Genomic DNA, 25,127 nt, shown 5'->3' with positions numbered 1-25,127 from the left:
CGCGCCGTGCAATGCACGAAGCAAGGAGGACATTCAGATGACGCAATCCGCAGTCACAGGCGCGTTGCCGCGTAGCGATCGAGGCGCCGCCGGAACGCGACGCGGGTACGCCGCCGTTCGCACGACGCTCGCGAAAGCGGGCGCGCATCTCGCGCCGTGGATCGTACCCATCGCCGTGCTGCTCGCATGGGAACTGGCGGCCCGCAGCGGCGTGCTCTCCACGCGCGTGCTGCCGGAACCGCTTGCGGTGGTGAAGGCGGCGTGGTCGCTGATCCAGTCGGGCGAAATGTGGGCCGACGTCAAGGTGAGCACGTGGCGCGCGCTGTCGGGCTTCGCCATCGGCGGTGGTATCGGCCTTGCGCTCGGACTGGCGACGGGGCTTTTCAAGCCCGTGGAAATCGCGCTCGATTCCACGGTGCAGATGATCCGCAACATTCCCGCGCTCGCGATGATCCCGCTCGTGATCCTCTGGTTCGGCATCGAGGAAGAGGCGAAGGTGTTTCTCGTTGCGCTGGGCGTGTTTTTTCCCGTGTACGTGAACACGTTTCATGGCATTCGTTCGGTGGACGGCAATCTTGTGGAGATGGCCCGCAGCTACGGCGTGAAGGGTTTCGCGCTGTACCGCGATGTGATCTTGCCGGGCGCGTTGCCGTCGATCCTCGTGGGCGTGCGCTTCGCGTTCGGGCTCATGTGGGTCACGCTGATCGTGGCGGAAACGATTTCGGCGCAATCGGGCATCGGCTACATGACGATGAACGCGCGCGAGTTTCTGCAAACCGATGTGGTGGTGGTCGGCATCCTGCTGTATGCGGCGCTCGGCAAGCTGGCGGATCTGCTCGCGAAAGGCATCGAGCGCGTGGCGCTGCGCTGGCATCCGGCTTACCAGGGAGGAAGCAAGACATGAACGCCACGACGTTAGCAGCGCACTTCGGCGGCATTGCGGGAAGCGATCTGGAAGCCGAACTGGCGCAGCCGCGCGAGCAGGACGACGCGGCGGTGCATGCGGTGGCGTTGGAGCACGAAGGCGTGCATCCGCACACGCGGCGACAGGACGGTGGCGACGCGCCGCTGCGCGGCAACTGGGCGGCACGCGAACGCGGCGCCATCGCGACGCCCGAGTCATCCGCCGATTACGCCGTCGAGCTGCGCGGCGTGAGCAAGCGCTACGGCGAGCGCACCGTGCTGGACGGCTTCGATCTGGCCATCGAACGCGGCAGCTTCGTGGCGATCGTCGGGCGCAGCGGCTGCGGGAAATCGACGCTGCTGCGGCTCGTCGCGGAACTCGAGGCGCCGCAGGCCGGCTCGCTCGTGAAGCGTTCGACGCACGGCGCGCCGCTCGACACGCGAATCATGTTCCAGGACGCGCGGCTGCTGCCCTGGAAGACGGTGCTGCAGAACGTGATGCTGGGCTTGCCGCGCAGTGCTCGCGAGGATGCACGCGCGGTGCTCGCGGAGGTGGGACTGCTTGCGCGCGCCAACGACTGGCCCGCGCAACTCTCGGGCGGCCAGCGTCAGCGTGTGGCGCTTGCGCGCGCGCTCGTGCATCGGCCGAGCCTGCTGCTGCTCGACGAACCGCTCGGGGCGCTCGATGCGCTCACGCGCATCGAGATGCACGCGCTCATCGAACGGCTGTGGCGCGAGCATCGCTTCACGGCGCTGCTCGTCACGCACGACGTGCACGAAGCGGTCGCGCTGGGCGACCGGATTCTGCTCGTCGAGGAGGGCCGCATCGCGCTCGATCAGCCGGTGCCGCTCGAGCGGCCGCGCGTGCGCGCATCGGCGCGTTTCGCCGAACTCGAAGACTACGTGCTGCAACGCGTGCTGAAGACGCAGCCGAACGATGCGGAGCCTGCGGGACTACGCACCGCGTTTGGCTCGGGCGCGAGCGTGCGGCCTCATGAAGTGCGGTGGGCCGTCTAAAGGACGAAGCCTGAACGATCAGGAATCCGAACCGTAGCGCAACACACACTATCCTTCCACGGAGCCATCCCACATGAGCATTTCCGCCATCAACGTGCGCAACCAGTTCAGAGGCAAGATTCGCGAGATCATCCGCGGACCGGTTGTCTCCGAAGTCGACGTCGATACGCCGTTTGGCATCGTGACGTCCGTCATCACGACGCGCTCCGTCGACGAACTCGACCTCAAGGTGGGCTCCGAAGTGGTGGCGCTCGTGAAGTCCACCGAGGTTTCGCTCGCTCGCCTCTGAACGCCGCCTTCGCGCGCGCTTTGCCGCGCTGCTTTGCGCCTACTTTGCCGTGCCGCCGCTTGCAGGCGGCCGGCGCGCCATGCCCTCGTTGACGGGCTTGCGAGGACGCTTGACCGGCATGTTGTCGGGGTTGTCGGCGTTCACGGCATCGGAGGTGGCCTGCGGCGGCTTCACCATCGGGGCCGACGGAGCGGCGGCCGGCGGGTGTGCGGGCGCCTGGGCATGTGCGGCGCCGGGCAGGGCGCCGATCAATGTCGCGACGGCAGCCGCGAGCATGCGTCCCAAGCGGGGCGGGCGAACCTGTATCGACCGCCTTGCTATGACAGTGCCGGGCGGCCGTCGTTTTCCTGAAAGCGCTTTCCTTTCCATATCGCGTGCCTCCGTTTCGGCATCGGACGCTCCGCGCGCGTTCTGCGGCTGGGCTGCCGTTCGAAACGGCGGGGCGTCCGTTCTTCGGGATGCCGCACATGGCGTGCCGCCGCCTTCGTAGGCCTGCGTGCGTTGGCCTGTCTCTCTCTGTCTGCCTCGGTCGCCTGGTGCTTGCTCGAATTAAGGGTTCCAGGTCAGGTGTCGTAAATCGCTGACGGGTAAATGAAGGGCAAAACCGAGCGATCCGGCGACGCAAAGGGATAGGGGCTTCCGTTCCAGGAAGCCAGCCGGTTGGCTGCCGATTGCAGTCGACGGCGGGCCGAACGATAGGCGCGTTCCAGCGACACTGGAGCCGGCGCTATCTGGCTGCACGACATGAATGCATCTTTGCAATGCCGCATGAGGCGCGGCGCCACGGCGGCGAAGGGGCGGTTCCGGACGGCTGCCGCGGCTCTCGTCTCCGCACCCGGCTGTCGGCAAAGTGATCGGCTACGTGTCGACCGCGTACGGCAAGCGGTTCCTGTCGGCGGTCGTGATAGGGCGCCTGTGGGCAGCGCAGTGTTGCCGCCTGAGGCCGCTGTATAGACCACCGTACTCCGTGGTAAGTGCTAGCATGAATTTCGGCACCACGACGGAGACGGCCATGTCGAAGTCACTGAGTCTCGAAGCGATCGAAGCCCTGCGGCGGTTGAACGACACAGACGGCGGACAGGTTCCGCCCGTGCTGTCCCCCGATCTGGCCCAGGAACTGGTGGGCGCCGGCCTTGCGACAGGCACAGGCGCCGATCGCGTCCACATCACCTGCGACGGCCGCAAGTACCTGTCCGGCGACTGCGACTGACAGCGCTTGGCGAGGCGCGTGTCCGAGGTGTAGGTCGTAGCGAGTCGCGCGGCGTGTTCGAACGTCGTGCGCGTGGACGATCGTGTCTGCGTCGTGGCGATGCGAGACCGGTTCTGCGTCGCGCGGCGTATCCGTCACGAGGAGGCGAACATGGAGCCTAAGGGCATCGACATGGGCGACTACACCGAGCGCTACCGGGATCACGACATCGAGGTTGCGGTCGAGCAGGTCATGACAGGTGTAAAGGCGCATTTCCGCGTGCTGAAAGGCAGCGACGTTGCGGTGGACTGGCGGCTCGTGCATATCGACCGGCTATGGCCCACCGAACGCGCGGCTGCCGACGCCGGGCTCGAAGCGGCGCGTGGCGTGATCGATCGGGAGCTCATGAAGGATTGATGGGCGGCGCGCGCTCGCTCGCAACGAAGAGAAAATTGTCGTTTCGGCGGTAGCCTGTAAAAGGCAAAAGGGCTGCCGCGCGATCTGCGCGAGCAGCCCTTTTCGTATGTCCGCGGGCCGGGCGCTCATGACGCCCGGCCCACGGATACTCTGTCAAATGCGGTTTCCGCTTTGAGCGGTTCTCCGACAGCGATTAGTGCGCGCCGAAGTAGACCGATTGCGGACCACGTTCCAGCGAACGGGCGCTACCGGCTTGCGACGAGGTGCTCGACACGCCGCCGTAAGCGGTTTCGTTGGCGCGCGATTGCGCGGCTTCTGCTGCGAGCGTCTGGCTGTTCTGGCCTTGCTGCGAAGCCGGCGCGCCGACGGCCGGGCTGTAGTACGGTGCGGGGCCGTAACCGCTGGCGAAAGCCGGAGCGGCGATGGTGGCGGAGGCGGCTACGAGCAGAGCGGCGAGGATCTTGGTCTTCATGGTGTCAACTCCAATCAGGTTCAACTGCGTTTCGGAATGACGCGGCGCCCTGGGTGGTCCGGTAGTGCCCGTGAGCTACGTCAGTGATGCTCAGTGTAAACACCTACTATCGAAAAATAATCACGATAATCCGAATTTACTGTTCTGGATGAGGAAACAATGGTGGCCGCCAATACGGGCGGGCCTCCGCGGCGAATGAGCCCCAAAAAGGGCGCGTTTCGAGGGAGGTGGATTACATACTGGGAAAGGGGTTTTGCAGTGCGGCAAACCGCGTCACACGCCGTTGTGCGGCGAAAGTGACGGCCGAGACGCTAGGAGGGCGCGCCGTGCGGCTTGCGGTAGAATGACGGGCTGATTAAAGGTGCGCGGTCCGCTGTCCGGGCCGCCGTTCCACTTGTTGTCCCACCTGTTTTTCCCCATGTCTTCTGCCCGTTTCACCAGTCCTCGCCGCGTCAGCGTGGCGCCGATGATGGACTGGACCGATCGCCATTGCCGAGCCTTTCACCGTTTCGTGTCGCGCCACACCTGGCTCTACACCGAGATGGTGACGACGGGCGCGCTGATTCATGGCGACGTCGCTCGCCATCTGGCTTTTACGCCCGAAGAGGCGCCCGTCGCGCTGCAACTGGGCGGCAGTGAGCCGGACGATCTGGCGCGCGCGGCGCGGCTGGGCGAACAGTGGGGCTACGACGAGATCAACCTCAACTGCGGCTGCCCGTCTGAACGGGTGCAGCGCGGTGCGTTCGGTGCTTGCCTGATGAACGAGCCGCAGCTCGTCGCGGATTGCGTGAAGGCGATGCGCGACGTCGTGTCCGTGCCCGTCACGGTGAAGCACCGGATCGGCGTGGACGCCGTCGAGGAATACGGCTTCGTGCGCGATTTCGTCGGCACGGTGGCGCAAGCGGGTTGCAACGTCTTCATCGTGCATGCCCGCAACGCGATCCTCAAAGGACTGAGCCCGAAGGAGAACCGCGAGATTCCGCCGCTCAAGTACGACTACGCGTATCGGTTGAAGCGCGACTTTCCGCAGCTCGAGATCGTCATCAACGGCGGAATCAAGACGCTCGACGAAGTGGCGATGCACCTGGAGCACGTGGACGGCGTGATGCTGGGGCGCGAGGCGTATCACAACCCGTATGTGCTCGCGGACGTCGACGCGCGTTTCTACGGCTCCACCGCCGCGGCACCGAGCCGCGCGGAGGTGGAGGCGAAGCTCATCGAGTATTGCGCGGCGGAACTTGCGCGGGGCACCTACCTCGGGGCGATCACGCGCCACGTGCTGGGCTTGTACCGAGGCGTGGCGGGCGCGCGAGGCTGGCGTCGTGTGCTGTCGGACAGCCGCAAGCTCGCCGCGGGCGACCTCGCGATCTTGGATGAGGCGCGGCAGTATCTGCGAGAAGACGCCGAAATGTTTGAATAAGGGCTAGGCAAACGCAGAACGTGTTTGTATAATCTCGCTTCTTCATCGGCGAGCCATTCAAGGCAAGCCAAAAAGTTGTAGCAGTGGTGGCTGTAGCTCAGTTGGTAGAGTCCAGGATTGTGATTCCTGTTGTCGTGGGTTCGAGTCCCATCAGCCACCCCAAAGATCGTCCCAACGTTTCCCATAGTTGCCCAAAAATCCCCGCCAGTCAAGCACTTGCGGCGGTTCTGCTTGCCATCTTTGCCCAAGGTTTCCCATTGACACCCACTGAATCTGGGGGCATCGTTGGTGGCACTTTTCACAGCCTGCGGGGCATTGATGCCCCCGTGATGCCCCCATGCCCCTTACCGATGTCGCGGTGCGTGCTGCGAAGCCGCGGGAGCGCTCCTACAAGCTGGCCGACGGCCAGGGCATGTACCTCGAGGTCATGCCGAACGGTTCGAAATACTGGCGCCTGAAGTATCGCATCGGCGGCAAGGAGAAACGCATGGCCCTTGGCGTCTATCCAGCCGTTTCCCTGCTTGAGGCACGGAAGGCCCGCGAGGCGGTCAAGGACACACTGCGTGCCGGGCTCGACCCGTCTCACGAGAAGAAGCGGGAGAAACTGCAGAGGACGCTGGAGCGCCTGAACTCCTTCGAGGCGGTTGCGCGCGAATGGCACGAGAACCGGAAGGACGGGTGGTCGGAAGGGCACGCGGGGAAGGTGCTCAAGCTTCTGGAGCGCGAACTCTTCCCGTCGCTTGGTGCCCGGCCGGTCAAGGAGGTGTCGGCTCCCGAACTGCTGGCGGTGCTCCGGAAGATCGAGTCGCGCGGCGCGCTCGAGCTGGCGCGAAAGGCCATGCAGGCGGCCAGTCAGGTGTTCCGCTATGCGATTGCGACGGGGCGAGCCGAGCGCGACCCCGCGCCCGACCTGCGCGGCGCGCTCAGGAGCAAGCCCGTGACGCACATGAAGCGCGTCGGCGAGGCCGAGGTGCCGGAGCTGATGCGCAAGATCGCGGCCTATGACGGCGACCTGCAGACCCGACTGGCCCTCCAGTTGCTCGCGCTGACGTTCGTTCGCACGGGTGAGCTGCGTTACGCCGAATGGACCGAGATCGACGAGGAAAAGGCCGAATGGCGCATTCCGCCGGAGAGGATGAAGATGCGCGCCCAGCACATCGTTCCGCTGTCGAGGCAGGCCCTCGGCATCATCCGGCAACTCCGCCAACTGAACGGTCAGTGGCAGTGGGTATTCCCGAGCCGCTCGAACGCGAAGCAGCCGATCAGTGAGAACACCGTCCTCTACGCCCTGTACCGCATGGGCTACCACTCACGGATGACCGGTCACGGATTCCGCGGGCTGGCGTCTACCATCCTGAACGAGAACGGCTTCGAGAGCGACTGGATCGAGCGGCAGCTCGCGCACAGCGAGCGGGACAGCGTGCGGGCTGCATACAACCATGCGCAGTATTTGAGCGAGCGCAAAAAAATGATGCAGTGGTGGGGTGACTATCTGGAGCGAGTTTCCAGTGCCTGTGTTGCGTTGTAAAGACTGGCAGCAGTCGTGCCGTTATCGTGCTCTAGGGCACTCTTCGTTCGGGTAGGAGGCACGGATCTAGGGGATTTGCTACTATTCGTGCGAAATCGAACACATAAACTGGGGGCGGCGGCGTTGAATCAGCCATTAGAAGTGGGCCGAGAGCGCTTGAGCGAGATCATCGATCTGGCGATTCGGCGGGACGGCAATCTGCTGACGCTAAAACGGATCGAACGGGAAATGCAGACGCTGCTGGGCAAGCACGTCGGGGAACCGGAGATCTATTGGCTCGTCCTGGCGTTCACGGCGTTCCTGCAGAGTGACAATGAAGAATGCATAAGACGGTTGCAGGCCGCGCTAAAGCTCGCGCCGCATGACGTGACGATCCTGGGTAACGCAGGCTCGATACTTGCTAACATCGGAGAACCGCGCCGTGCCGCCGACATTGGCGGAAGACTGGCGGAAGTTGCCAACGATGTGAACCAGTTTCGGTCTGGGGCTCAACTTCTGGGCATGGCGCTCCGTTTTGAGGAGGCTGCGGAAATCATGGAGAAGCACGGATTGTCACAGGATTCCATCGCTCTCTCGACCCGTCGCCTGGTGGAAGTCGCCCATTCGCGACGGGTACCGGCCGAGACCCGGCTGAGGCTTCTTGAATCTGCGATAGCCGTAGTCCGAGCGCGCGGCTTCCCGATTAGACAGGCGGCTCTTCGTCATTACCCTGACGACTCACTGCGCTACGAATTATTTATCGATGCGGATGCGGAGACCTGTGGCGAAATCAACTTCGAAATCGCAGAAGCGTTGGTTGAGCAGTTCGAGGATTGTTATCCAGAGTTGGTGACCTTCGCGTGTCGTCCACTCACTTCATATACCTTCCAGGACACTTACGTAGAGGTGGCACGTTGAGCATCGGGGTTTCTGATCTTTTGGCTCTCGCTGGGCAATTGGCAAACGGAGCGGTCGAGGCAGAATGGCGATCAGGCGCCTCTAGAGCCTACTACGGAGCTTTCCACAAGGCGCTTGAAGTGGCCGATGCGAATCTTCCACCTAGTCCGCAGTCGCTGGGGGAACATGAGAAGCTGACTGAGCGTTTGAAAGCGCACAGCATGAAAGGTCGCTCTCTCGCGTACGTTCTGATTGATCTGAAAAAGGTCAGAACGCACGCGGACTATCATCTCTCTATGCCGTTCGCTCAGAAAGAGGCGACCGACCTAGTGGCCTCGTGCCATGCCTTTCTGCCTAAGGCCGATCTATTTGCCGCTTACGTGAAGGCGAATCCATAGAGCCGGCCAATTTGGACGCGCATTCTGAAGCCCCGCCCCGAGCGGGGCTTTTCATTTTCAGCGCTTCACGCGCGGGCAGTGACGATCACGAGGCTACGCAGGAAAACGTCAGTTCGGCTTCCTGCGGCGTCCATCCGCGGACGCCATGAGTTTGCATGTCCACCTGATGCATCTGCTTGCCCTGCTGCCTGCAGTAGTCGTCCGCGCGCTTCAGGCTGGACGCCTTGACTTCTCCCCACGGCGTCATGCCGCCGCGCACTTGCGTGGTGACGGTATAGTTGCCATCACCGGCCGGCGTGACCTCCGAAATGGTCGTGCAGCCGCAGAGAACGGCAATCATGCCAAGTGCATAGAGTCCGCGCATCGTGTTCCCCGTTGTTCGTTTGCGGCAATGGTATCAGTGCGGCAGTCAGATTCAGAGGAGGCGACATGGCTATCACGAACGAGCAGCTCGCAGAGCTTCTACTCGGCATCGCGAAATCGCAGAAAGCGATCATCGATTCGATCGCGCTTCATCTTGGCCAGAACGGCGCCGCTTTCCATGCACGCGCACTTATTCCAACGCTTCAAGGTGCGGCAAATGTCATGAATCACCAGGCTCAACCAACATTGCAGGACCTGCCATCGCGACTGCTGTTGCAGGTTCAGGCAGGTGGGGTCAATCGGAACGCGCAGCCTCTTGACGAGTGGCTGGTAGAGCAACTGGATCGGCTTGTGCCTTGATGGGGTGGTGCCGGCGCCCCGCACGCCGGCCCGCCTCTACGCCATGCTCGCGAGGAAGCTCGCGGCGGCGCGCTTGACGAGGTACTGCTGCAGCGCTGCAGCATCGGCCTGCGGCAGCGACATCTCGATCCGGCCGCCGCGCATCAGGACCAGACTGCCGTCGTTGGCGATTGCACATGAGAAGATGCGGGGTACGTCAGTCGTGGGCGCCAGCGTCGTGACGGGCTGCTTTGACACCGGCTTCCGTGAGCGAGCCGCCTTCGGCACGTCGAACACGCTGTTGCGAGCCTCGGGTGACTTCGGTACGGGAACGGCTTCACCCGCGTCGATGATTTTCTGGTTGATACGTTCGGCCGCATCGGGCGGGATCTGATCCGACATGTAGTGCCTGTTCATCCACCGACCGTCAATCTCGGCGCGCTCGGTCACGATCTTTTTGCTGCGAACGTACTGCCAAAGTGCAGTCGTCACCTTGCTTGCGCCGACTATGCCGACGCGCGACGCGAGTTCGGCGGATGATATGCCGGGATGCGCCTTTATCAACTGGATCATCTCTGCGCGTTTGCTCAGTATCTGCTTCTTTGCCGCCATTATTAGTCTCCTATGTCCAGGGATGTCCCGACACCATTGCCGAGGCCGCAACAGGATATTTTTTGGCGAGGCGAGCGTGATGGATTCGAGCGACGGAACACGGCCATTCAATCAGAAGAATCAATTTGCCGTGCGGGGAATGCGGTAGCGGGTAGCGTTTCGCCGCCGAAGTAAAGTGCGCTGTACACACGGTGTTTAGTGTCCTGTACTCGTGGTGTGAACAGTGCGTGGGCAGGGCTCCCATAAGGAATCTATTCACGATCGTATAGCACCGCTAATAATTGACGCGCGCTGCCGCGGAGAAATACAAGCACTGCTCCTACAGGCGATCGAAGATGACGGCCTATGTGTGAATCCACTTGACGCGGTCGATGCAGGCGACTACGCTTTAACCGTCGCTGAGACAACAGCGGCCGGGTTTGGCGACCCGAGCAAACTGGGCGGACGACCGCCGCTTGGCGGTATTTTTTCGTCCGTTGTACCATCTCATCCGATTTATGGGTGGGCCATGGTGGGGATGCGCTCGCGCGCATGCCGGTTCCTAGTTTCCGGTTCGCCAACCCCGTTGTGTGCCCGCCCACCCCATTTGGCGATGGAAGGCGGGCCCTAATTAACTAGGAGCCCGAACTATGTCTACCGTTGATCTCCCATCCGGTGCTTCCGAGGCGAGAAACTTTCTCGACGAGGATTTTTCCCAGTTCAGCAGTCGCGTTCGCGACGCAGCTCGCACCAACCGCCTGCAGGTCGAACCGTTTCTTCGCCATGCTGACAGTGCGAATCGCATTGTTCGTGGTCTCGAAGTTATTTTCCGCATCGCCGGAGCGAACTTGGTGCGCGAGGACGCCTTCGCTTTTGACAACGACCTTGCCAATGTCGAACCACCGCTTTCGCGCGCCAGCGTTGCGTCGCTCCTCGGCCTCGGCGCCGAGGTATCGTCAAGGTTTGCGGCCGAAATAGAGGAGCTCTCCGGCTGGGCAGAAGAGTACGGCGTGATCGGCGAGCAGGAGGCCGGCGATGAACGGAAATAATCGCGCTGACGCGGTCGACTTCGGGGAACTGACCATCCACCTTGATCCGAAGTACGGCATGGTGCAGTACATCGGGACGCGCCTCCAGCTGGAAGCCGAGGGGGTCGTCCCGTCCGGGATGAAGTGGCCGGACGGCTACGCGGTCGTGCGGTGGGAATCCGGTCAATCCGAGTTCTGGATGCGCCGGAAGCGCCCGGAGGGTGCGAAGGGACCGCGTCGTGCATTCCTTGACGTCGACAACTGGTGCGTTGGGGTCAACCCGAGGCATGACGGAAGTTGGTGCGACCACAAGATACGCATGATGAAGCTCGAGCTTGCGCGCCTGCAACGTTACAACTCCCCGCAAGGGATCGCAGAAAGTAAGCGTCAGTGGGAGTGCATCGAGGCAGCAAGCAATGACGAAAAATTCCAGCGATTTAAGTTACTTGTCCCCGGGCTCGTGCAGCCGCCCCGGTCGCGGGCGAAGGGGACCCGCGTGGATGGAGTCCGCCATGAGTAACGTCGTCAGTTTCCAAACTCGTGAATCGGCTCGCGTACGCCGTATTGGATGCGGCGCGGGTGGCGAAGGAGATAAGGAAACTTTCGCAACCCGATTGACGACGGGCATAATCGTTCGCAACCGCGCCTAGCCTGACGGGGCGAAAGCAGGGCTCCCTTACCCTGTTGGCGCGGCTCCTCATTTGAGGGTGTGAGAGGGTGTAAATGAGATCAAGAAATTACGCAAGGTCGAATATACCGGCGAGCTTTCAAATAGGACGATATTCCATAGTAGAGTCATTTGATATTGTCGACTGGACTTTGAATCTCGAGGCGAGGGGATTCCTCTTGCATTGCACAAGCTCAAAACATGCTTCTGATAAGGGTCTTAAAGATTTTGCTGACAGCATTTTGAACGATCCGCTGATCACGGCTACAGTGAGGCAGGATATTGCGCCGCCAATGGAATTCCCCACTGTTACGGACTTTACTGTGGAAGACTATTTTTGGTGTGGCGAGCCCGACGACCGATTTCAATTGTACAAGGAAGCTTTCGATAAGTTCAGAAACAATGGAAAAATTTCCGATATGGACCGCACGTTTTTGTCAAAACCAACTTGGCTGATGTTCATGGAATGCGATTTGGGGTATGAGGAGAATGTTGCTGTCAATGTCAATCTTCATAGTAGTGAAGATAAAATTATTCGCGACTTTACAAATTGGCTTAGAAAAACTCGGGCGTGTCTATCGATTTCAGTTCCGCGAAAGCCAGTGAAATTGAGGGAATTCGAAGAATGGTCGAAATATAAGGTTCTCCCTTTCCTTGATTTGTGGTTGTGGTCCATGGTGAATGGCGTCCGGATTTCCCATCAGGATATGGGAGTAGCTCTTTTCCCAAACGACGTTGATGTGAGCGTTTCTGAACGAATCAGAAAAGTCGTGGCACCATTGGCTAGGGACGTTTGCGCTGAATCATTTACAGATGCCCTGCGAGACCAGGCACGCTACGAGATAGCGTCGGGGCGCCTTGAAAAGGCACTTCCTCATAAATTCGCGAACATTGGGTCTAATGAAAATGGATGGGTATTGGTGAGATCATGAATACACCAATGAAAGAAATTTCTGCCCTGAAGGATTTTTCCGTACAGAAATATAACGCTTGCGGTGCATTTGATTGCGCAGACTGGTACATAAACCTTATGTTTCGTAGATTGCGTCTCTCTATGGAGCCTGCAGTTCCGCGACACGAATTGGTTCAAGCTGCGGACAATCTTTTGCGGAATCCTATTATCCCACCTAGAAAACTGAAGGAGGGTGACGGATACATGAAAAATGTATTTCGATCCCAAGTCAGGGATGTGACTGCTTTCGATTTATTATCCGGTAATTGGATATTGAAAACTTTTGGCGATGATGTCGCCGCTCCTGAGTATCGTGATGCGTTGGCGGTTCTTGAGAAAGAGATGTATGGGGAGGCAAAATTCGATGATAAGTCGCGCTACGCTTATGAAAAACTCGATGTTCCGGCTTGGAAGATGATGGAAGAATTAGGGCTTGATACGTCGGGTGAAGTTCAAATGAAGGTAGATCTTTTTGCTTCTGAAGAGAAACTAATCGACGATTTTAGAAATTGGATTCGCGTAACTCGAAAATCTCTGAATATACCAAATCGTCAAAGGCGTTTCGCAAAAAAGGATTTTGATAGATGGCATCAAAATCGCATCTTGGCCTATCTTGATATCACTTTTTTTGCTGGTATTAAAGATTGGTCGATTACGAATCAAGCGCTAGGCGTGATGCTATTTCCCGATGAATACGACGTAAATCTCGCAGAGCGCATTCGGAAAGTCGTCGCGCCGATGGCGCGCGAAGCGTCTAGCCCCGCGTACCTTGAAGCAATGTTTTCGCAATCACTAGAAGAGCAGGAACAAACGTAGGGCGCGTATCGTTCCGGAACGGAATATACGTAAAAACCGTTCCGGAATACTTTCTTAGTAATTTTCATCCCTTTATCTGTTTCCGGTCGCTACTTAGCATTTGCCCATGTTCACCAACCTTGTACGAGGTTCACAGCATGGCGTCAGGAGCGACAAACACACAGCTGGATGGCGGCGCGCATCCCGCGTCCATCCCTCTTGACGGGTTCTCCAACTGGAAGAGCGTCCAGATATTCACCGGAAATCGCTCGCGTGAATGGGTTCGCCTTCAGGAAAAAGCTGGACGTTTTCCCCGCCGGGTTCGTCTGACACAGCGCACTACTCTCTGGCCGAACCGTGAATTGCATCGCTGGGCGGCGGACCCCATCGGCTACACCGCCGATGCGGCTGACCAGCAAGCCGCGTGAGGTGCGCCATGGAGACACTGCTCAAGCGCGCCATCATGGCCGGATACAACCATCGCGTCCTGCTGGCCGCCGCGGCTTCCTTGCTGATCCGTCATTTGCGGCTGGGGGCGGCGTAATGTCACGCGCCCATCCAGCTATTGGGTCCACCGCCTCATCGTCGGGCATTGATGGGCGGCGCCTCCCCGGGAAGCCTGATATCAGTCTTGCACACGGGGCAATGCCACCATCCGACGATATGTTTGCTAGTCGGATGCAACCTGAGAGTCACCTTGCGCCTGTCGGGCCCGTCGAAGCAGGGCTGGCAGATGTAGTGCTCCGGCTCCGCGGTAACTGGGTTACCTCCATGGGTGGCACTTGGTCCGCCATCTGCGCGGTAAGCGAAGCTGCCGGGAACGATTTCGAACAGCGTGTAGCGACCCTTCTCCGCCAGGGCTTTTTCGACTTCGGCCAGCTTTTGTGTGGTCTCGAAGTGTTGCTGCTGCAGCGCCAGCAACTGGGTGTTGTGAGCGAAGAGGCTCTCCTGCGCGTCGAGCAGCCTGGCGTTCATCTCGCTGATTTGCGCCGCCATCTGGTTGAAATCTCTCAACCCAAGCGCGGCCTTGCCGATTTCCTTGGCGGCGGTGATCGAAGCGACAGCACCGCTGACGAGCGAAAAGTCCATGGGAATCCCCCGGAAGATAGTTTCGTCGGTTGTGGCGATCACGATTCTACTGCCGGTGCGGATTCCCCCCTGAATCGGGGGGAGTCGGCATGAGCGACCTCGAATTGCATCCCCTCTGCTCGCTTTTCCCGCCCATAGAAGGCATCGAATTCGAAGCACTGAAGGCCGACATCGAGGCGAACGGCCTGCAACGGCCGATCGTCGTGCTCGACGGGATGATTCTCGACGGCGCCAATCGCTACCGGGCATGTCTGGAAGCCGGCGTGGAGCCGGTCACCGTGTCATATGCCGGATCCGATCCGCTGCAGTTCGTGCTGTCGGAAAACCTGCATCGGCGGCATCTGACGCCAGGCCAGCATGCCGCTATCGTCGCCGCCGCGACGGACTGGATTGAGGCGGAGGCGCACGGCGGTGACCGGAAATCTTCAAAGTGCAACGTTGCACCTCGATCGACGTCAGCGGACAGGGCTGCTCAATCCGGTGCCAGCGTCCGCACGCAGAAGATGGCGGACAAGGTCGCCAGGCGTGATCCAGAACTTGTAAAGCGTGTCGCTCATGGCGAAATCAGCCTTCCTCAGGCTGCGAGGCAGGTAGAACAAGGGCACAGGAGCGCGGGCCGTCAATCAGGATTTTCGCGTTTCGATAACACTGAGCAGTCCTTATCAGGGGATTGCGGCCCGACGCCTGAGGAAATGGCTGTGCATCGGGAGCAGGAGCGCCTCGATCGCGCGAAATACGACGCGTTGGTCGAAGTGGCCTATGCCGATGACAAGCTTGCCGCCGCGCTGACGCTGATTGACGAACAGGCGGCGGAGATCAAGCGTCAGGCTGCCGAGATTGCCGTTCTGCGCGAGCGTCAGACCGGCCTGATGAACGAGAAGGTGCAGCTTGAGGCGCAGGCGAAACGCTGGCGGCGTATCGCTGAGAAGCACGGTTACTCGGACAGGGCAGCGAGATGAACGAGCCCCTGTTCGATCTGTTGCCCGACTATTCCGAGGCGAGATTCCCGCCGCCGCGGACGTTCCAGGATCCGGCGATCGACAGCATCATCGCCGGCCGACGTGCCGGGCATCGCGTCCAGATGCTTTGTGCCCCGACTGGCGCAGGCAAATCGTACCTTGGCCTGAAGCTGTGCCACGCGGCCCTGAAGACTGGCCGAAAGGCGACATTCGTGTGCGACCGGAAGTCGCTGATCAACCAGACGAGCGCCGTGGCGTCGGCGTACGGACTACATCAGCACGGCATCATCCAGGCGCAGAACCCGCGATTCAACATGGATCTGCCGTTCCAGATCGCCAGCGTGCAGACGGTGATGGAGCGCGGCTGGCACGATACCCATCTCATCATCATCGACGAGGCGCACACGCTCTACCAGTCGATGGTCGAGCACGTCAAGACCACCAAGGCTACGGTTATCGGGCTCAGTGCGACGCCTTTCTCGCGAGGGCTGGGGCAGGTTTTCACGAACCTTATCAATGCCGCCACGATGCACGAACTTACCGAGTCGGGCGAGCTGGTGCCATTAAGGGTGATGTCCTGCACGCGCATCAACATGGACGGCGCCAGGACGTCGGACGGCGAATGGACCGACAAGGCAGCCGCGGAGCGCGGTATGGAGATCGTCGGTGACGTAGTTTCGGAGTGGACGCGATACGCGGAGAGCCGCAAGACGATCGTGTTTGGTTCGAACGTGCGCCATTGCGAAGAGCTGTGCCGTCAGTTCAACGAATGCGGGGTGATGGCTGAGGTCTTCACACACGCAACGAAGGACAACGAGCGCGAGCGGATCCTGTCCGAGTTTTCAAGGCCGGATTCGGCGATCCGCGTTCTGATCAGCGTGGAGGCGCTGGCAAAGGGCTTCGACGTAAAGGACGTCGGATGCGTGGTCGACTGCCGTCCACTGCGGAAATCGCTCAGCACGGCAATCCAGATGTGGGGCAGGGGACTCAGGGCCTCGAAGGAGACCGGCAAGACTGACTGTCTTCTTCTAGACCACAGCGGCAACATCGTCCGGTTCATCGAAGACTTCACGCACTTCTTCTATCACGGTCTCGATTCACTTGACGAGGGCGAGAAACTCGACCGGTCCGTACGGAAGGACGTGTCGGAACGCGAGACCCTGTCATGCCCGAAATGCGGCTACAAGCCGTTCTTCAGACGTTGCATGTCTTGCGGCCACGAGACGGCGCCGCAGGCTGCGGTGGCGGCGCTCCCGGGGCAGATGCAGGAGATCTTCATCGGGAAAAGCAGGGTTGCTGCGAACGAGCGTGACCTGTGGGTGCAGTTGTGCTCGTACGCGAACAGCAGCAACTCGAAGAATCCGCGCGGCCGGGCCTGGCATCTCTTCCGCAACATCAGCGGACACGAACCGCCCCGGTCGTTCCCGTTCAGTACCGATGCGGTCAATGTTGACCCGGCAATCATCCGGAAGATCAAGTCGCTGGACATTGCCTTCATGAAGGCGAGGTCAGCGGCATGAGCGACTTCGTCCGGTTCGCTGCTTCGCACGGCGTCCTGATTTCCCATCTCGACGACTCCGGACGCATCCGGCGTTGCCCGACTGACTCTCATCCGCGGTCAAGGAACGGCGCGTACATGTTTGACGGACGCCGTGGATGGGTCATGGCCTGGGATGGGGCCGCCGAGACGGTCTGGTTCGACGATCCGCATGCCAGATCCTGGACAGATGCGGAAAAACGTGTCTGGGCGGAAAAGCGACGTGCTTCGGAGAGGCTAGCCGCACGACGACGTGCCGATGCCGTCCATCGGGCAGAAAAGCTCATTTCCACCGCCGTAATCGGGGAGCACAACTATTTCCACTTCAAAGGGCTTCCCGAGGCTCGTGGGCTGGTCCTTCCCGACAGGCGTCTGATAGTGCCAATGCGCTCCATGCAGGGCGAGCTGCGCGGCGTCCAGTCGATCTACTGGGACTACGACGACCTCAGGTGGGTCAAGAAAATGATCTTTGGTATGAGCGCGAGCGGTGCTGTTTTCAGGATCGGCCCTTCACGCGCATCCGAAACGATTCTCTGCGAAGGCTATGCAACCGGTCTGTCGATCGAGATGGCGGCCCGCCAGATGCGCCTCAACGCCGCCGTCCTCATCTGTTTTAACGACTCGAACATGGCCGCGATGGCGCCGTTTGTGGCGGGCCGCAAGTACGTGTTTGCAGATAACGATCAGTCGAATGCCGGTCAACGTGCGGCGGAGAAAACAGGCCTGCCCTGGACGATGAGCGACGCCGTAGGAGAGGACGCCAACGACCTCCACAAGCGTGCCGGGCTGATGGCGGTGTGCAGGAAGCTGATGGAGGCGCGCCGGACGTCGTAGGCAGCAAAGCACCGCGCTGGTCGGACATGGTTTAACGGCAGCGGCACGGGAAGAACCGGGACTGTGGGATAGATCTGAAACACCGGTAAGGGCGGCGAAGCCAGCACCCGAGATCGAAAGGCTGGCGAGTCAATGCGATCCGACGAGCGGAATGCGTTGTAAAGGCGGACTCAGGATGGGCTGAGTCCGCTCTCCTCGGAGCGGTAAAGCGCAGGGATGTGGTTTTGGGGGTTGGGAGAAGGTACTGGTTAGTACCACTAGAGGTCGGATGGCTGAATACGGAAAGGAGCAGAAGCATGAACGACGTTGTCGACTGGAACGGCGGAGAGCGATCGTGAAGCAGATCGAACGCGACGGCTCTCCCCAGCGCCGCATCTGCGCGCTGCTCGACGAATGCTTCCCGCTGACCGTGAAGCAGATCGCGGAGTGTTGATTTGCACGGAAACCTGACCCGGCCAGGGCAGTAATTTGCATCGAATATTGACCCACGTAGAACACTGACCTGCTCGGCAACGGGCAGGGGAACGGAGTGATCGACGTGGCTATATTGAGCATCATCCGACGCTGGCACTTTCGCGATCAGGTCTCGTTGCGCGAGATTTCCAGACGGCTGGGCGTGTCCAGAAACACGGTCAGGCGTTACATCCGGGCCGGCACGGTTCTGCCGGCCTATCCCGAGCGCCACAGCCCCAGCAAACTCGACGGGTTTGCCGCGAAGCTCGCAGGCTGGCTCAAGACCGAGGCGAACCGGCCGCGCAAGCAGCGCAGGACGCTCAGGCAGATACACGCGGATCTGTGCGCGCTTGGCTTCACGGGCTCCTATGACCGCGTGGCGGCGTTTGCCCGGCGGTGGCGGCAGGAACAGCACGAGCAGGCGAAGACCACGGGACGCGGAACGTTTGTGCCGCTGCGCTTTGCCCCTGGCGAGGCATTCCAGTTCGACTGGAGCGAGGACTGGGCGGTGATCAACGGCGAGCGTGTCAAGCTGCAGGTCGCGCAGCTCAAGCTCAGCCACAGCCGGGCCTTCTTCCTGCGCGCCTACCTGCTGCAGACCCACGAGATGCTGTTCGATGCGCATCATCATGCGTTCGTCGCCTGGGGCGGCATTCCACGCCGCGGCATCTACGACAACATGAAGACTGCCGTTGACCGGGTGCGTCCCGGCAAGGTGCGCGAGGTCAACGCGCGCTTCAGCGCGATGGTGAGCCACTACCTGTTTGATGCCGAGTTCTGTAACGTGGCCTCGGGCTGGGAGAAAGGGCAGATCGAGAAGAATGTCCAGGACAGCCGCCACCGCCTCTGGCAGAAGGTGCCGGCGTTCGGTTCACTGGATGCGCTGAACGACTGGCTGGCCGACCAGTGCGTACTGCTGTGGCAGCAGACGCGGCACCCGGAGCAGGACATGACGGTCTGGGATGCGTGGTCGGCCGAGCGGCCCCACCTGATGCCGGTGGGCCAGCCGTTCGATGGCTTCGTCGAACATGTCAAACGCGTTTCGCCCACCTGCCTGGTGAACTTCGAACGCAACCGCTACAGCGTGCCGGCGTCGTTCGCCAACCGGCCCATCAGCCTGCGTGTGTATGCCGCAAGGCTGGTGTTCGTTGCCGAGGGGCAGGTGATCGCCGAGCACGGGCGGCGTATCAACCGCAGCCATGACCGCGGCGAGACGGTCTACGACTGGCGTCACTACCTGGCCGTCCTGCAGCGCAAACCGGGCGCACTGCGCAATGGCGCACCGTTCGCCGAGTTTCCGGAGGCCTTGCGCAGGCTGCAGGGCGTGCTGCTCAGGCACCCGGGCGGCGACCGCGAGATGGTCGAGATCCTGGCGCTGGTGCTGCTGCACGACGAACAGATGGTGCTCACCGCAGTTGAGCGGGCGCTTGAGGCGGGTGTGCCGAACAAGCAGACGGTACTGAACATCCTCAGCCGCCTGCTCGACAGCCCGCCTGTGCCGCCGCTGCAGACGCCGCAGGCCTTCGCACTGAAGGTCGAGCCACAGGCCAACGTCGGCCGCTACGACCGCCTGCGTGGCCGGGAGGACAGCCATGCAGCCTGAGGCCATGATGCAGATGCTCAAGTCACTGAAGCTGCACGGCATGGCCCAGGCGCTGGGCGAACTCGCAGCGCAGGACTCGCCGGCGTACAAGGCGGCTTCGCTGGTGCTGGCCGGGCTGCTCAAGGCGGAGATTGCCGAGCGCGAAGTGCGTTCCCTCGCGTACCAGATGAAGGTGGCACGCTTCCCGGCGTACCGCGACATGGGCGGGTTCGACTTCAGCTGCAGCGATGCCGACGAGGCGCTGGTGCGCCAGCTGTACCAGTGCGACTTCATCGACTCGGCGCACAACATCGTGCTGGTGGGTGGGCCCGGTACGGGCAAGACCCATCTGGCAACGGCCATCGGTGTGCAGGCGCTCGAACATCATCGCCGCCGCGTGCGCTTCTTCTCCACCATCGAACTGGTCAACGCCCTCGAGCAGGAGAAGCTGGGCGGCAAGCCCGGGCAACTGGCCACACGGCTCATGTATGCCGACCTCGTGGTGCTGGACGAACTCGGCTACCTGCCGTTCAGCCAGACCGGCGGGGCGCTGCTGTTCCATCTGCTCAGCAAGCTCTACGAGCGCACCAGCATCATCATCACCACCAACCTGAGCTTCGCCGAATGGGCCAGTGTGTTTGGCGATGCAAAGATGACCACCGCGCTGCTCGACCGGCTCACACACCACTGCCACATTGTAGAAACAGGCAACGATAGCTATCGTTTCAGAAACAGCACAACACAGCCAAAGAAGGAGCGAAAGAAGACCCAGATACCCACCGCATAACCCGCAAGGCTGGTCCAAGGGGTGGGTCAGAATTCAATGCAAATCGTGGGTCAGGCTTCCGTGCAAATCAACACGCACGACGCCTACGCGGGCGTGGCCGCAGCGATGGCGATGCCCAACTTGACGCCTTCGGGGCCGGGCAAGACCGTTGTGGCGGCGGGTGTGGCGGCGTATCTGGGTTCGCAGGCCGTCGGTGTCGGCGTGACCTACCGTTCGGAGAACGGCCGTTGGCTGGTGAATGGTGGAGCCTCGGTGACGTCTACCGGATCGACGGGGGTGCGTGCCCAGGTCGGATACGAGTTCTGACGGAGGCAGCGATCGGGGACGGTGTTTCTACTGTCCCCGATCGCCCGTGCCGCGCTTGCGACGGCGGCGCGGCGCGGTTGCTTCATGAGCCGACGCACAGGAACAGATGCAGGAGACGGAGCGAGCGCAGCCACATCGGGCGGTCGCTCCTGTCCATTCTTCGCAATGGACCGTCAGGTCCAAATGGCCGTCAAACTCGCCCAGCCAATGTCACCCGGCAACGCGTAGCCGTCTGCGTAGCCGCGGCCTTGAGCGCAATAGCGCCTGTCCTACCGCTTCGCGTGTCCACTCACCTCGGCGCCGGCATGCCGTGCCAGCCCGAACACGTCGTAGAGCGCGGCAAATCCCACCAGCGAAACGAGCACGAACGCGAGGCTGAAGTCAGCAGGCGTGACCGACTGCGCGGGATGTCCGTGCAGCCACGCCGCAACGCGCAAAGCAATGGCGCCCACGGCCACGCCCATGCCCATCGTCATCTGGCCTAGCGTGCTTGCAAAGGTGGACGCGGCACTCATCTGCGCTTTCGGTACGTCCGCAAAGCTCAGCGTGTTGATCGCCGTGAATTGCAGCGAGCGTGCGAGGCCCGAGAAGAACAGCAGCGCGACGACCCACCCGTATGGTGTGGTCGGCGTCAACAGGCTCATCGCGGCGAGCGAGAGCGCCGCGAGCGCGCCATTCACGAGCAGCACCGAACGAAAGCCGAAGCGTCGCATGACGGGCGTGGTGACGACCTTCATCGAGAGGTTGCCCGCGAACACCGCAAGGGTCAGCAGTCCGGATTCGAACGCGTCGAGTCCGAAGCCAATCTGGAACATCAGCGGCAGTAGAAACGGCACCGTACTGATCGAGATGCGAAAGAGCGATCCGCCGCCCATCGCCACGGCGAAGGTGCGCACCCGCAGCGCGCTCAGATCGACGACGGGATGCGGGCAGCGTCGCAGGTGGAGGAATGCCGCCACGCCGGTCGCCACGCTCGCCGCGAAAAACGCGAGCGCTTCGCGCCACGGTGCGTCGCTGCGACCAATCAGTTCCATCGCGTACATGAGCGCTGTACAACAGACGCCGGACAGCACGAAGCCGAGGCCGTCGAAGGGACGCCGCTCGGTGTCGTCGTCGCGGCCGTCGATGAAACGCCAAGCGAGCACCATGCCGATCAGGCCGAGCGGCAGATTCAGATAGAAGATCCAGCGCCACGACGAATACGTGGTGATGAGACCGCCCAGCGGCGGCCCGATCACGGGCGCGACGAGCCCCGGCCACGTGATGATCGAGATGGCGCGCATGAGGTCGTCTTTGGGCGTGGCGCGCAGCACCGCGAGTCGGCCGACGGGCACCATCATTGCGCCGCCGATGCCCTGCACGATGCGGGCCGCCGTGAAGCTCACGAGCCCGTCGGTCATGCCGCATACCACGGAAGCCGCCGTGAACACCGCGAGCGCGGCCGTGAAGACGCGGCGCACGCCGAAGCGGTCGGCGGTCCAGCCGCTGATCGGAATGAACACGGCGAGCGTGAGCAGATACGAGGTGATGCCGATGGAGAGATCGACGGGATGCACGCCGAACGAGTGCGCCATCTGCGGGAGGGCGGTCGCGATGATGGTGCCGTCGAGGTTCTCCATGAAGAATGCGCCTGCAACGAGCAACACGATCAATGGCGAGTCCGGTGCGCGAAGGGCGGTAGAGGAGGAGCCTGACATGGGCAGCTGGCGGGGAACGGAGCGGCGTAAATGGGCTGGCTGCGGGAAGCAGGCCTGATTGCGACGTAATCGAAAAGCGCCTGAAATCCCTTTGGAAAGCATCGCGTGTCGCGAATGACGCGGCACTGGCAGGGCGACGTACGGCGCCGGACCGCCATTGTAGCCACGCTGAAGAAATCGCGTGGCTATGGTAGGTTTTGCGTCTTTGCCGCCGCATTCGCGGCAGGTTTGACCCGTCGATCCGGCACGGGGTCCAGACATCAATCAACGCACAATCCACGCACAATCTACCCACAGGACGCTGCAATGGAATACCGCAAACTCGGCGACTCGGATGTGAAGGTGAGCCTGATCGGCCTCGGCACGATGACGTGGGGCCAGCAGAACACCGAAAGCGAGGCGCATGCCCAGATCGATTACGCGCTCGATCACGGCGTGACGCTGATCGATACCGCTGAAATGTATCCGGTGCCGCCACGCGCCGAAACGCAAGGCCTGACGGAACGTTACATCGGCACCTGGCTCGAAAAGCATCCGGCCGCGCGTGAACGCATCGTACTTGCCACGAAGATCGCGGGTCCCGCGCGCCAGCCGCACAACCCCCGCCACATTCGCGGCGAGACCAACCAGTTCGACCGCAAGAACCTGACCGAGGCGCTGGACGGCAGCCTCGCGCGTCTGAAGACCGATTACGTCGATCTCTACCAGTTGCACTGGCCGGACCGCAACACGATGACGTTCGGGCGCTCAGCCTATCCGTGGATCGACGACGCCTACACGGTGCCCATCGAAGAAACGCTCGCCGTGCTCGCAGACTTCGTCAAGGCGGGCAAGGTGCGCCACGTCGGGGTGTCGAACGAAACGCCGTGGGGTGTCGCGCAGTTCCTGCGTGCTGCCGAAAAGCTCGGGTTGCCGCGCATCGTGAGCATCCAGAACCCGTACAGCTTGCTGAACCGCACCTTCGAAGCCGGCCTTTCGGAGTTCAGCCACCGTGAAGGCATCGGGCTGCTCGCGTACTCGCCGCTCGCGTTCGGCTGGCTCTCGGGCAAATACGAAGGCGGCGCACGGCCCGCCGGCGCCCGCATCACGCTGTTCGAGCGCTTTCAGCGCTACAGCAAGCCGCAGGCGGTCGCTGCGACGAGCCGGTACGTTGCCCTCGCAAAGCGACACGGTCTTTCGCCGGCACAACTGGCGCTCGCTTTCGTGAACAGCCGGCCGTTCGTGACGAGCAACCTGATCGGCGCAACGTCGCTCGATCAGTTGAAGGAAAACATTGCGAGCGCGGAGGTGCGGCTCTCGCCCGAGGTGCTGGCCGAAATCGACGCGCTGCACGAAGCGCAGCCGAATCCTGCGCCGTAAGCGGGAGGCGGCGGCCCGGACCAAGGCGCCGGCCGCCGCCGGGCCGCGTGCGATAATTCCGGGCTTGCGCTTCCTGCGCCGGGCTTCGTCGCACGCTGACGGTTGCCGGTGCGGATAGGCACCCCGTTTCCGGTAAGGCCAAATTGAAGAACCTGCTTGCGACCCTGGACCAGCTCGGCGACTTCGACGAGATCGTCGACGTGCGCACGCCGCTCGAATTCGCCGAGGACCACATCCCCGGCGCCACGAACGCGCCCGTGCTCAGCAACGAGGAGCGGGTGATCGTCGGCACGATGTACAAGCAGGTCTCGCCGTTCGACGCCACGCGCGTCGGCGCGGCGATGGTCGCGCGCAACATCGCCATGCACCTGGACACGATCTTCGCGGACCGGCCGCGCAACTGGCGCCCGCTCATCTACTGCTGGCGCGGCGGCAAGCGGTCCGGGTCCATGACGACGTGGTTCAACATGATCGGCTGGAAGGCGCGCCAGCTCGAAGGCGGCTACAAGACGTGGCGACGCCACGTGCTGGACCGGCTCGACGCACTGCCGGGCCGGTATCGGTATGTGGCGCTCACGGGCCACACGGGTAGCGGCAAGACGCGTTTGCTGCAGGCGCTGAGGCTCGCGGGCGCGCAGGTGCTGGATCTCGAACAGCTTGCGTGTCACCGGGGGTCTTTGCTCGGCGCACTGCCGGGGCAGCCCCAGCCGTCGCAGAAGGCTTTCGAGACGTCGCTTGCCGGTACGCTCGAGCGTTTCGATGCGAGCCAGCCCGTGTTCGTGGAAGCGGAGAGCCGGCGCATCGGCACCGTCTCGCTGCCCGAGAACCTGCTGAGCGGCATCCACGGGGGCACCTGCATCGAAGTGCAGGCGACGCGCGAGGACCGCGTCGCGTTCCTGCTGCAGGACTACGCGCATCTGTTCGACGCGCCGGAGCAGTTCAAGACGCAGCTCGCCAAGCTGGTCGGGCTGCATAGCCACGAGCAGGTGCGGCACTGGCATGAACTGATCGACAGCGGCGCGCGCGCCGAGCTGTTCGGCGAATTGATCGAGCGGCATTACGATCCGGCGTACCGGCGCAGCAGCCAGCAGCATTTCGGCAACCTCGCGCACGCGCTGTGTTTCGAGTTCCGGCCGAATGCCGCCGACAGCGTCGCGCAGGCGAGGGCGCTGCTCGAGCGGCTGGGCGGGCACGAACGTGCGGCGCCCGATGCCTTGCAGGAGCCCGCGCATCACCCGGCCGCACAGCCATGAAGGGCGGCCAAACCGCATAGCACGCCA

The 25,127-nt window shown here is 61.9% G+C and carries 29 protein-coding genes and 1 tRNA gene; 24 read left to right on the top strand and 6 right to left on the bottom strand.

The features are described 5' to 3' along the window. Positions 1-37: 37 nt before the first annotated feature. The 3 genes from ssuC to U0042_RS11720 all read left to right on the top strand — a co-directional run bounded on the left by ssuC (position 38) and on the right by U0042_RS11720 (position 2,209). Entirely contained in the window at positions 38-904 is an 867-nt protein-coding gene (gene ssuC / locus U0042_RS11730; RefSeq protein ID WP_114814610.1) for an aliphatic sulfonate ABC transporter permease SsuC, read from the top strand. Then, entirely contained in the window at positions 901-1,920 is a 1,020-nt protein-coding gene (locus tag U0042_RS11725; RefSeq protein WP_114814609.1) for an ATP-binding cassette domain-containing protein, read from the top strand. The genes ssuC and U0042_RS11725 overlap by 4 nt, the downstream gene beginning before the upstream one ends. A 73-nt stretch (positions 1,921-1,993) precedes the next feature. Beyond that, positions 1,994-2,209 (top strand): TOBE domain-containing protein, encoded by a 216-nt coding sequence (locus U0042_RS11720; RefSeq protein WP_114814608.1) that lies wholly within the window; start codon positions 1,994-1,996, stop codon positions 2,207-2,209. Positions 2,210-2,248: 39 nt separating this feature from the next. Here U0042_RS11720 and U0042_RS11715 read toward each other — a convergent pair whose 3' ends face one another. Next, a complete protein-coding gene (locus U0042_RS11715; protein WP_114814607.1) occupies positions 2,249-2,485 on the bottom strand; it encodes a hypothetical protein in 237 nt (78 codons plus the stop codon). A gap of 736 nt (positions 2,486-3,221) precedes the next feature. On the opposite strand from U0042_RS11715, the gene U0042_RS11710 reads away from it, so the two are divergent. Further along, on the top strand, positions 3,222-3,419 hold the full coding sequence (locus U0042_RS11710; protein WP_114814659.1) for a hypothetical protein: 198 nt from the start codon (positions 3,222-3,224) through the stop codon (positions 3,417-3,419). 150 nt (positions 3,420-3,569) lie between these two features. Then, positions 3,570-3,815, top strand: a complete 246-nt coding sequence (locus U0042_RS11705; RefSeq protein ID WP_114814606.1) for a DUF6566 family protein — start codon at positions 3,570-3,572, stop codon at positions 3,813-3,815. A 193-nt stretch (positions 3,816-4,008) separates the two neighbouring features. Here U0042_RS11705 and U0042_RS11700 read toward each other — a convergent pair whose 3' ends face one another. Next, entirely contained in the window at positions 4,009-4,287 is a 279-nt protein-coding gene (locus U0042_RS11700; protein ID WP_114814605.1) for a hypothetical protein, read from the bottom strand. A gap of 418 nt (positions 4,288-4,705) precedes the next feature. On the opposite strand from U0042_RS11700, the gene dusA reads away from it, so the two are divergent. From dusA to U0042_RS11675, 5 genes are all read left to right on the top strand, one after another. Next, positions 4,706-5,707, top strand: coding sequence for a tRNA dihydrouridine(20/20a) synthase DusA (gene dusA, locus U0042_RS11695; RefSeq protein WP_114814604.1), 1,002 nt, complete (start codon positions 4,706-4,708; stop codon positions 5,705-5,707). Between the two features lie 86 nt (positions 5,708-5,793). Further along, positions 5,794-5,869, top strand: a tRNA-His gene (locus U0042_RS11690). Positions 5,870-6,044: 175 nt separating this feature from the next. Further along, on the top strand, positions 6,045-7,235 hold the full coding sequence (locus tag U0042_RS11685; protein ID WP_114814603.1) for a tyrosine-type recombinase/integrase: 1,191 nt from the start codon (positions 6,045-6,047) through the stop codon (positions 7,233-7,235). Positions 7,236-7,391: 156 nt separating this feature from the next. After that, entirely contained in the window at positions 7,392-8,132 is a 741-nt protein-coding gene (locus U0042_RS11680; protein WP_157977899.1) for a hypothetical protein, read from the top strand. After that, positions 8,129-8,509, top strand: a complete 381-nt coding sequence (locus U0042_RS11675) for a hypothetical protein (RefSeq protein ID WP_157977898.1) — start codon at positions 8,129-8,131, stop codon at positions 8,507-8,509. The genes U0042_RS11680 and U0042_RS11675 overlap by 4 nt, the downstream gene beginning before the upstream one ends. An 85-nt stretch (positions 8,510-8,594) precedes the next feature. Here U0042_RS11675 and U0042_RS11670 read toward each other — a convergent pair whose 3' ends face one another. Beyond that, positions 8,595-8,849: a hypothetical protein gene (locus U0042_RS11670; protein ID WP_232833565.1), complete on the bottom strand. Its 255-nt coding sequence runs from the start codon at positions 8,847-8,849 to the stop codon at positions 8,595-8,597. A gap of 89 nt (positions 8,850-8,938) precedes the next feature. Between U0042_RS11670 and U0042_RS11665 the strand changes: the two genes are divergently transcribed. Beyond that, on the top strand, positions 8,939-9,232 hold the full coding sequence (locus U0042_RS11665) for a hypothetical protein (protein ID WP_114814600.1): 294 nt from the start codon (positions 8,939-8,941) through the stop codon (positions 9,230-9,232). Between the two features lie 36 nt (positions 9,233-9,268). On the opposite strand, the gene U0042_RS11660 is transcribed toward U0042_RS11665, so the two are convergent. Further along, positions 9,269-9,823: a hypothetical protein gene (locus U0042_RS11660; RefSeq protein WP_114814599.1), complete on the bottom strand. Its 555-nt coding sequence runs from the start codon at positions 9,821-9,823 to the stop codon at positions 9,269-9,271. Positions 9,824-10,452: 629 nt separating this feature from the next. On the opposite strand from U0042_RS11660, the gene U0042_RS11655 reads away from it, so the two are divergent. The 5 genes from U0042_RS11655 to U0042_RS11635 all read left to right on the top strand — a co-directional run bounded on the left by U0042_RS11655 (position 10,453) and on the right by U0042_RS11635 (position 13,672). Beyond that, on the top strand, positions 10,453-10,851 hold the full coding sequence (locus tag U0042_RS11655; protein ID WP_114814598.1) for a hypothetical protein: 399 nt from the start codon (positions 10,453-10,455) through the stop codon (positions 10,849-10,851). Next, positions 10,838-11,350, top strand: a complete 513-nt coding sequence (locus U0042_RS11650) for a hypothetical protein (RefSeq protein ID WP_114814597.1) — start codon at positions 10,838-10,840, stop codon at positions 11,348-11,350. The genes U0042_RS11655 and U0042_RS11650 overlap by 14 nt, the downstream gene beginning before the upstream one ends. Positions 11,351-11,553: 203 nt before the next feature. Beyond that, on the top strand, positions 11,554-12,429 hold the full coding sequence (locus U0042_RS11645; protein WP_232833564.1) for a DUF6387 family protein: 876 nt from the start codon (positions 11,554-11,556) through the stop codon (positions 12,427-12,429). 8 nt (positions 12,430-12,437) lie between these two features. Next, the gene (locus tag U0042_RS11640; protein ID WP_157977896.1) at positions 12,438-13,265 is read left to right on the top strand and encodes a DUF6387 family protein; all 828 of its coding nucleotides are present in this window, start codon (positions 12,438-12,440) and stop codon (positions 13,263-13,265) included. A gap of 137 nt (positions 13,266-13,402) precedes the next feature. Then, positions 13,403-13,672 (top strand): helix-turn-helix transcriptional regulator, encoded by a 270-nt coding sequence (locus tag U0042_RS11635; protein WP_114814595.1) that lies wholly within the window; start codon positions 13,403-13,405, stop codon positions 13,670-13,672. A 151-nt stretch (positions 13,673-13,823) separates the two neighbouring features. Here U0042_RS11635 and U0042_RS11630 read toward each other — a convergent pair whose 3' ends face one another. Then, complete coding sequence (locus tag U0042_RS11630) at positions 13,824-14,375, bottom strand: hypothetical protein (protein ID WP_114814594.1); 552 nt, start codon at positions 14,373-14,375, stop codon at positions 13,824-13,826. 47 nt (positions 14,376-14,422) lie between these two features. Between U0042_RS11630 and U0042_RS11625 the strand changes: the two genes are divergently transcribed. From U0042_RS11625 to U0042_RS11600, 6 genes are all read left to right on the top strand, one after another. Further along, positions 14,423-15,292 carry a ParB N-terminal domain-containing protein gene (locus tag U0042_RS11625; RefSeq protein WP_114814593.1) on the top strand — a complete coding sequence of 290 codons (870 nt, stop codon included), beginning with the start codon at positions 14,423-14,425 and terminating at the stop codon, positions 15,290-15,292. Next, a complete protein-coding gene (locus U0042_RS11620) occupies positions 15,289-16,812 on the top strand; it encodes a DEAD/DEAH box helicase (protein ID WP_114814592.1) in 1,524 nt (507 codons plus the stop codon). Before U0042_RS11625 ends, U0042_RS11620 begins: the two co-directional genes overlap by 4 nt. Continuing rightward, positions 16,809-17,663: a toprim domain-containing protein gene (locus U0042_RS11615; protein ID WP_114814591.1), complete on the top strand. Its 855-nt coding sequence runs from the start codon at positions 16,809-16,811 to the stop codon at positions 17,661-17,663. The genes U0042_RS11620 and U0042_RS11615 overlap by 4 nt, the downstream gene beginning before the upstream one ends. Positions 17,664-18,192: 529 nt before the next feature. After that, positions 18,193-19,719 (top strand): IS21 family transposase, encoded by a 1,527-nt coding sequence (gene istA, locus U0042_RS11610; protein WP_327204975.1) that lies wholly within the window; start codon positions 18,193-18,195, stop codon positions 19,717-19,719. Then, complete coding sequence (gene istB, locus U0042_RS11605) at positions 19,709-20,485, top strand: IS21-like element helper ATPase IstB (protein ID WP_327204976.1); 777 nt, start codon at positions 19,709-19,711, stop codon at positions 20,483-20,485. Before istA ends, istB begins: the two co-directional genes overlap by 11 nt. 36 nt (positions 20,486-20,521) lie before the next feature. Then, positions 20,522-20,791: a YadA C-terminal domain-containing protein gene (locus tag U0042_RS11600; protein ID WP_327205053.1), complete on the top strand. Its 270-nt coding sequence runs from the start codon at positions 20,522-20,524 to the stop codon at positions 20,789-20,791. Positions 20,792-21,060: 269 nt separating this feature from the next. Here U0042_RS11600 and U0042_RS11595 read toward each other — a convergent pair whose 3' ends face one another. Further along, the gene (locus tag U0042_RS11595; protein ID WP_114815477.1) at positions 21,061-22,488 is read right to left on the bottom strand and encodes an MFS transporter; all 1,428 of its coding nucleotides are present in this window, start codon (positions 22,486-22,488) and stop codon (positions 21,061-21,063) included. Positions 22,489-22,794: 306 nt separating this feature from the next. On the opposite strand from U0042_RS11595, the gene U0042_RS11590 reads away from it, so the two are divergent. Next, positions 22,795-23,847 carry an NADP(H)-dependent aldo-keto reductase gene (locus U0042_RS11590; protein WP_114815478.1) on the top strand — a complete coding sequence of 351 codons (1,053 nt, stop codon included), beginning with the start codon at positions 22,795-22,797 and terminating at the stop codon, positions 23,845-23,847. 143 nt (positions 23,848-23,990) lie between these two features. Next, positions 23,991-25,100, top strand: coding sequence for a tRNA 2-selenouridine(34) synthase MnmH (gene mnmH, locus U0042_RS11585; protein WP_114815479.1), 1,110 nt, complete (start codon positions 23,991-23,993; stop codon positions 25,098-25,100). The last annotated feature ends 27 nt before the right edge of the window (positions 25,101-25,127 follow it).

This window comes from Paraburkholderia kururiensis, assembly GCF_034424375.1.
Lineage (GTDB): Bacteria > Pseudomonadota > Gammaproteobacteria > Burkholderiales > Burkholderiaceae > Paraburkholderia > Paraburkholderia kururiensis_A.
The sequence above is the reverse complement of the archived record's forward strand: the minus strand, read 5'-3'. Positions and strand labels throughout refer to the sequence as shown.

Bases quoted from the DNA above. Each gene is read 5' to 3' on its own strand.
- ssuC (WP_114814610.1), top strand. From the start codon at position 38: ATGACGCAATCCGCAGTCACAGGCGCGTTGCCGCGTAGCGATCGAGGC.
- U0042_RS11725 (WP_114814609.1), top strand. From the start codon at position 901: ATGAACGCCACGACGTTAGCAGCGCACTTCGGCGGCATTGCGGGAAGC.
- U0042_RS11720 (WP_114814608.1), top strand. From the start codon at position 1,994: ATGAGCATTTCCGCCATCAACGTGCGCAACCAGTTCAGAGGCAAGATT.
- U0042_RS11715 (WP_114814607.1), bottom strand. From the start codon at position 2,485: ATGCTCGCGGCTGCCGTCGCGACATTGATCGGCGCCCTGCCCGGCGCC.
- U0042_RS11710 (WP_114814659.1), top strand. From the start codon at position 3,222: ATGTCGAAGTCACTGAGTCTCGAAGCGATCGAAGCCCTGCGGCGGTTG.
- U0042_RS11705 (WP_114814606.1), top strand. From the start codon at position 3,570: ATGGAGCCTAAGGGCATCGACATGGGCGACTACACCGAGCGCTACCGG.
- U0042_RS11700 (WP_114814605.1), bottom strand. From the start codon at position 4,287: ATGAAGACCAAGATCCTCGCCGCTCTGCTCGTAGCCGCCTCCGCCACC.
- dusA (WP_114814604.1), top strand. From the start codon at position 4,706: ATGTCTTCTGCCCGTTTCACCAGTCCTCGCCGCGTCAGCGTGGCGCCG.
- U0042_RS11685 (WP_114814603.1), top strand. From the start codon at position 6,045: ATGCCCCTTACCGATGTCGCGGTGCGTGCTGCGAAGCCGCGGGAGCGC.
- U0042_RS11670 (WP_232833565.1), bottom strand. From the start codon at position 8,849: ATGATTGCCGTTCTCTGCGGCTGCACGACCATTTCGGAGGTCACGCCG.
- U0042_RS11665 (WP_114814600.1), top strand. From the start codon at position 8,939: ATGGCTATCACGAACGAGCAGCTCGCAGAGCTTCTACTCGGCATCGCG.
- U0042_RS11660 (WP_114814599.1), bottom strand. From the start codon at position 9,823: ATGGCGGCAAAGAAGCAGATACTGAGCAAACGCGCAGAGATGATCCAG.
- U0042_RS11655 (WP_114814598.1), top strand. From the start codon at position 10,453: ATGTCTACCGTTGATCTCCCATCCGGTGCTTCCGAGGCGAGAAACTTT.
- U0042_RS11650 (WP_114814597.1), top strand. From the start codon at position 10,838: ATGAACGGAAATAATCGCGCTGACGCGGTCGACTTCGGGGAACTGACC.
- U0042_RS11645 (WP_232833564.1), top strand. From the start codon at position 11,554: ATGAGATCAAGAAATTACGCAAGGTCGAATATACCGGCGAGCTTTCAA.
- U0042_RS11640 (WP_157977896.1), top strand. From the start codon at position 12,438: ATGAAAGAAATTTCTGCCCTGAAGGATTTTTCCGTACAGAAATATAAC.
- U0042_RS11635 (WP_114814595.1), top strand. From the start codon at position 13,403: ATGGCGTCAGGAGCGACAAACACACAGCTGGATGGCGGCGCGCATCCC.
- U0042_RS11625 (WP_114814593.1), top strand. From the start codon at position 14,423: ATGAGCGACCTCGAATTGCATCCCCTCTGCTCGCTTTTCCCGCCCATA.
- U0042_RS11620 (WP_114814592.1), top strand. From the start codon at position 15,289: ATGAACGAGCCCCTGTTCGATCTGTTGCCCGACTATTCCGAGGCGAGA.
- U0042_RS11615 (WP_114814591.1), top strand. From the start codon at position 16,809: ATGAGCGACTTCGTCCGGTTCGCTGCTTCGCACGGCGTCCTGATTTCC.
- istB (WP_327204976.1), top strand. From the start codon at position 19,709: ATGCAGCCTGAGGCCATGATGCAGATGCTCAAGTCACTGAAGCTGCAC.
- U0042_RS11600 (WP_327205053.1), top strand. From the start codon at position 20,522: ATGCAAATCGTGGGTCAGGCTTCCGTGCAAATCAACACGCACGACGCC.
- U0042_RS11595 (WP_114815477.1), bottom strand. From the start codon at position 22,488: ATGTCAGGCTCCTCCTCTACCGCCCTTCGCGCACCGGACTCGCCATTG.
- U0042_RS11590 (WP_114815478.1), top strand. From the start codon at position 22,795: ATGGAATACCGCAAACTCGGCGACTCGGATGTGAAGGTGAGCCTGATC.